We start from the raw sequence: 5,587 nt of genomic DNA on the forward strand, positions 1-5,587 counted from the left end.
GCCGATGCGGTTCATCGCGATCGACAGCGTCTGATGCGCCTCCGGCGACAGCGCGCCCAGCGACATGCCGGGGGTAACGAACCGCTTGCGGATCTCGGTGATCGCCTCGACCGAATCGATCGCGACGCCCTCGTGCGGGTAATTGAACTCGAGCAGGTCGCGCAGATACACCGGCGGCAGGTCGCGCACGCCGCGCGCGAATTGCAGATAGGTCGAATAGCTGTCGCTCGCCACCGCCGACTGGAGCAGGTGCATCAGCTGCGCCGAATAGGCGTGGACCTCGCCGCCATGGCGCTGGCGATAGAATCCGCCGATCGGCAGCGTGGCCACCCCTTCGTCGAACGCCGCGTCGTGGCGCAGCCGCGCGCTGAGATCGAGCGAGGCGTAACCCTCGCCCGAAATCTTGGCCGGCATCCCCGGAAACAGATCGTTGACCAGCGCGCGGCTCAGCCCGACCGCCTCGAAATTATAACCGCCGCGATAGCTGGAGATCACCGCGATCCCCATCTTCGACATGATCTTGAGCAAGCCTTCGTCGATCGCGGTGCGGTGGCGTTCCAGGCACTGATCAAGCGTCAGGTCGCCGAACAGTCCGCGCGCGTGGCGATCGGCGATGGCCGCTTCGGCGAGGTAGGCGTTCACCGTGGTTGCGCCGACCCCGATCAGCACCGCGTAATAGTGGGTATCCAGGCATTCGGCGGTGCGGACGTTGACCGACGCATAGCTGCGCAAACCCCGGCGGACGAGGTGCGTGTGCACGGCCGCCGCCGCCAGCACGCCGGCGACCGCGATGCGATCCGCGCCGACCGCCTCGTCGGTCAGGAACAGCTCGCTCTTGCCCTGGCGCACCGCCTGTTCGGCCTGCGCGCGGATGTTGGCGATCGCGGCGCGCAGTCCTTCCGTCGCGCCGTCACTGGCGGGGAAGGTGCAGTCGATCACCGCGGCGCGCGCGCCGAAATGCCCCTTCAGCCGATCCCAGTCGTCCGAGGTCAGCACCGGCGATTCGAGCACCAGCACCTTGCCCGGCGCGCCCTGCGTGTCGAGGATGTTGGCGAGATTGCCGAACCGCGTCTTGAGCGACATCACGTGGCGTTCCCGCAGGCTGTCGATCGGCGGGTTGGTGACCTGGCTGAAATTCTGGCGGAAGAACTGGCTGATCAGGCGGGGCTTGTCCGAAATCACCGCCAGCGGCGTGTCGTCGCCCATCGAACCGATCGCTTCCTTGGCGCCCTCGATCATCGGCGACAGGATCAGCTCCATGTCCTCCAGCGTCTGGCCCGCCGCGACCTGGCGGCGCGTCAGTTCGGCGCGGTCGAAACGCAGCGGCGCGGTGGCGGGCACCGGCAAGTCCTCGACGGTCAGGAATTCGCCGATCATCGCGCCGTAATCGGCCTCGGCGGCGATGCGGTCCTTGACCGCGCGGTCGTGGAGCAGCTCGCCCTGGTCGAGATCGACCGCGATCATCTGGCCGGGGCCAAGCCGCCCCTTCTCCACCACGGTCGATTCGGGAACCGCCACCATCCCGGTCTCGGAACCGACGATCAGCAGCCCGTCGCTGGTCAGCGTGTAGCGCAGCGGGCGCAGCGCGTTGCGGTCCATGCCCGCCACCACCCAGCGGCCGTCGGTCATCGCCAGCGCCGCCGGGCCGTCCCACGGCTCCATCACGCTGGCGAGATATTTGTACATCTGGAGGTGGGCGAGCGGCATCTCGTCCTTCGGCGCCCACGCCTCCGGGATCAGCATCAGCTTGGCGGTCGGCGCGTCGCGGCCCGACCGGCAGATCGCCTCGAACACCGCGTCCAGCGCGGCGGTATCCGACGCGCCGGCCGGGATCACCGGCTTGATATCCTCGCTGCGCTCACCGAACGCGATGCTCGCCATCTTGATCTCGTGGCTCAGCATCCAGTTCTTGTTGCCGCGGATCGTGTTGATCTCGCCGTTGTGCGCCAGGCAGCGGAACGGCTGGGCCAGCCACCATTGCGGAAAGGTGTTGGTCGAATAACGCTGGTGAAAGATCGCGACCCGGCTCTCGAACCGCTCGTCCTTCAGGTCCGGGTAGAATTCGCTCAGCGATTCCGCCAGGAACAGCCCCTTGTAGATGATCGAGCGGCACGACAGCGAACAGACGTAGAATCCGTTGATCTGCGCCGCGATCACCCGCCGTTCGATCCGGCGGCGGACCAGGTACAGCGTCTTTTCGAACTCGGCGGCATCCTGATCGTCGGGCAGCGGGCCGGCGATCATGATCTGCTCGATCTCGGGCCGGGTCGCCTGCGCCTTTTGCCCGATCACGCTGACGTCGACCGGCACCTGCCGCCAGCCATAGATGGTGTAGCCGGCGTCGATGATCTCGCTCTCGACGATCGTGCGGCACGCTTCCTGCGCGCCGAGATCGGTGCGCGGGAGGAAAATCATGCCGACCGCCAGCCGGTTCGGCAGCACGCGGTGGCCCGACGCGACGACCGCGTCGTCAAAGAATTTGGCGGGCAGGTCGACGTGGATGCCGGCGCCGTCGCCGGTCTTGCCGTCGGCATCGACCGCGCCGCGGTGCCACACCGCCTTCAGCGCGTCGATCGCGGCGGCGACGACGCGGCGCGACGGCACGCCGTCGGTGGTGGCGACCAGCCCGACGCCGCAGGCGTCGCTCTCGAACTCGGGGCGGTACATGCCCTCGCGGGCAAGGCGGAGGCGTTCGGTTTCCACGGTCATGTCCTGGGTGACTCCGGCTGGGGCGGGGCCCCTTCCAATTTCTCGATCGCCTTGGGGATGGCTTCCATGCCGACCTCGAGGCCGATCCGCTCGCCGACCTTGCTCAGCGTCTGCTGGAGCTCGGGCTGAAGCTTGAGCAGCTTCGCGCCCGCCGGCGACCGATAAAAGGCGACCAGATCGCGCAGCTCGGCCTCGGTGAACCTCTCGGCATAGGCCTTGGCCAGTTCGGTGGCGACGCGGGGATAGCGGTCGCGGAAGCCGAGCATCACCTCCTCGGCGATGACGCCCTTGATGTGCGCGCGCCCGGCCTCGCTCGCCAGCGAGGCGCGCAACTCGACGCTGGCCGCGCCCGAATTGGCGATCGCGGCGGCGATGTTCTCGGTCATCAGCGGCATGATCGAGGTGAACGTCAGATCGAGCTGTTGATCGATCCCGAGCAGCCCGACCAGTTCGGCGGCGAGCGCCGGACCCGCCGGCGCGGCCGTCGTCGCCGCCGGGGGCGGCGCGTCCTGCACCGCACCGGGTGTGGCGGCGGCGAGCAGGAGGGCGAGGGCGGCCGTCATCATGCCGCCACCTCCGCTTTCGCCTTGGCCTTCAGATACTGGTGCATTCGTGCGCTGACGTCCCGCCCGTCACGGATCGCCCACACCACCAGGCTGGCGCCGCGCACGATGTCGCCGGCGGCGAACACCCCGTCCAGGCTGGTCATCATGCTTTTGTTGTCGGTGCGCAGCGTCCCCCAGCGGGTCACGCCCAGTTCGGGCGCGCCGAACAGCCGGGGCAGGTCCTCCGCGTCGAAACCGAGCGCCTTGATCACCAGATCGGCCTCCAGCCGGAAATCGCTGCCTGGATCGGGCTCCGGCGCGCGGCGGCCGCTGGCGTCGGGGGCGCCCAGCCGCATCTTCTCGACCCGCACCGCGCTGACGCGGCCCTGTTCGCGTGCATCGGCCTCGAACGCCTGCGGGGCGGACAGCCAGACGAACTCGACGCCTTCCTCCTCCGCATTGGCGACCTCGCGCTGCGACCCCGGCATGTTGGCGCGATCGCGGCGATAGAGGCACTTCACCGACGCCGCGCCCTGGCGGATCGCGGTGCGGACGCAATCCATCGCGGTGTCGCCGCCGCCGATCACCACGACATGCTTGCCGACCGCATCCAGGCTGCCGTCATCGAACGCCGGCACCGCGTCGCCAAAGCCCTTGCGGTTCGACGCGGTCAGATAGTCGAGCGCCTCTACCACGCCGCCGCTGCCGATGCCCGGCGCCTTGATTGCCCGCGCCTTGTACACCCCGGTCGCCACCAGCAGCGCGTCGTGGCGCTTGCGCAGCTCCTCCAGCGTCGCGTCGCGGCCGACCGCGAATCCTTCGTGGAACACGATGCCGCCCTCACGCAGCCGCTCGACGCGGCGCATCACCACCGGCTTCTCCAGCTTGAAGCCGGGGATGCCATAGGTCAGCAGCCCGCCCATCCGGTCGTGCCGGTCATAGACGTGGACGTCGTAACCGTGGCCGCGCAGATATTCCGCGGCCGCCAGCCCGGCCGGGCCGGCGCCGATGATGCCGACCGACTGGCCGCGCGCCGGGCCGACCGCGACCGGCTCGACCCAGCCTTCCGCCCAGGCGGTGTCGGTGATGAACTTCTCGACGGAGCCGATCGTCACCGCGCCGTGGCCGGAGAATTCGATCACGCAATTGCCCTCGCACAGCCGGTCCTGCGGACAGATGCGGCCGCAGATCTCGGGCATGGTCGAGGTGGCGTTGCTCAGCTCATAGGCCTCGCGCAGCCGCCCCTCGGCGGTCAGTCGCAGCCAGTCGGGTATGTGGTTGTGCAGCGGGCAGTGCACCGAGCAATAGGGCACACCGCATTGCGAGCAGCGCCCGGCCTGATCCTCCGCGGTCGGCGGTGCATAGCGCTCTGCGATCTCGCGGAAATCCTCCGCCCGCAACGACGGGTCGCGCTTGGCCGGATAGGCCTGCTCGCGTGTCACGAATTGGAGAAGCTTTTCATTCGCCATGAATCGACCTTTCGAGGCGCGTTACCGCGAAAGATCGCATCAATTACAGAGGAAATCGCACTTTAGGTCAGTATATCAGACCTAAATCCCGCAAAATAATTCTCTCACGCAGCCTAGTTGCGACAGGTTCGCAATAATTATGTCAGCTTTAATGTCCTATCTCATCTGAAGCCATACCAGCGCGGCTGTGCCGGCGACGATTCGGTACCAGGCGAACGGGGCGAAGCCGCGCCGGGCGACGATCCCGACAAACCACCGGATCACCAGCAGCGCGACGACGAACGACACGACAAACCCGATCGCGATCTGGCTCCAGCCGGTCCCGCCCAGGCTCTCGTGGTTCTTGTAGAGATCATAGGCGGAGGCGGCGAGCATCGTCGGCACCGCCAGAAAGAAGCTGAATTCGGCGGCGGTCTTGCGTTCGACGCCCAGCCCGAGCGCGCCCATGATCGTCGCGCCCGACCGGCTGACCCCGGGAATCATCGACAGGCACTGGACCAGCCCGATGCCCAGCGCGGTGTGCCAGCCCATCTCCTCGATCGTGCGGATGCGCGGCGCCTTGACCCATCGCTCGATCGCCAGGATCGCGACGCCGCCGACGATCAGCGCCACCGCGACGATCGTCGGGCTTTCCAGCATCGCCTTGACCGCCTTGTAGACGATGATCCCGACCACGGCGGACGGCAGGAACGCCAGCAACAGGTTGCGTACGAAGATCAGCGCACCGCGATCGGCGCGCAACAGCCCGGCCGCGACATCCCAAAACCGCCGCCAGTACAGCACCACCACCGCCAGGATCGCGCCGAGCTGGATGACGATGTCGAACGTGCCGGCGCCCTCGCCCTGAAAGCCGAGCAGCGCGCC

The 5,587-nt window shown here is 67.8% G+C and carries 4 protein-coding genes; all 4 read right to left on the minus strand.

Features of this window, described 5'->3' with window-relative positions:
• A partial coding sequence (locus VNR91_RS03050; protein ID WP_325489318.1) for a glutamate synthase central domain-containing protein occupies nucleotides 1-2,709 on the minus strand: 2,709 nt, incomplete at its 3' end.
• Complete coding sequence (locus VNR91_RS03055; RefSeq protein WP_325489319.1) at nucleotides 2,706-3,275, minus strand: DUF2059 domain-containing protein; 570 nt, start codon at nucleotides 3,273-3,275, stop codon at nucleotides 2,706-2,708. The genes VNR91_RS03055 and VNR91_RS03050, both read right to left, overlap by 4 nt.
• Complete coding sequence (locus VNR91_RS03060) at nucleotides 3,272-4,723, minus strand: NAD(P)-dependent oxidoreductase (protein ID WP_325489320.1); 1,452 nt, start codon at nucleotides 4,721-4,723, stop codon at nucleotides 3,272-3,274. Before VNR91_RS03060 ends, VNR91_RS03055 begins: the two co-directional genes overlap by 4 nt.
• Nucleotides 4,724-4,879: 156 nt before the next feature.
• The coding region (locus VNR91_RS03065; RefSeq protein WP_325489321.1) for an undecaprenyl-diphosphate phosphatase at nucleotides 4,880-5,587 on the minus strand (708 nt) is incomplete at its 5' end.

It is taken from the genome of Sphingomonas sp. (assembly GCF_035555815.1).
In the GTDB taxonomy this organism is placed as follows: domain Bacteria; phylum Pseudomonadota; class Alphaproteobacteria; order Sphingomonadales; family Sphingomonadaceae; genus Sphingomonas.

What these genes read in the sequence shown, in the direction of transcription:
- VNR91_RS03055 (WP_325489319.1), bottom strand. Translation starts at nt 3,275, where the DNA reads ATGATGACGGCCGCCCTCGCCCTCCTGCTCGCCGCCGCCACACCCGGT.
- VNR91_RS03060 (WP_325489320.1), bottom strand. Translation starts at nt 4,723, where the DNA reads ATGGCGAATGAAAAGCTTCTCCAATTCGTGACACGCGAGCAGGCCTAT.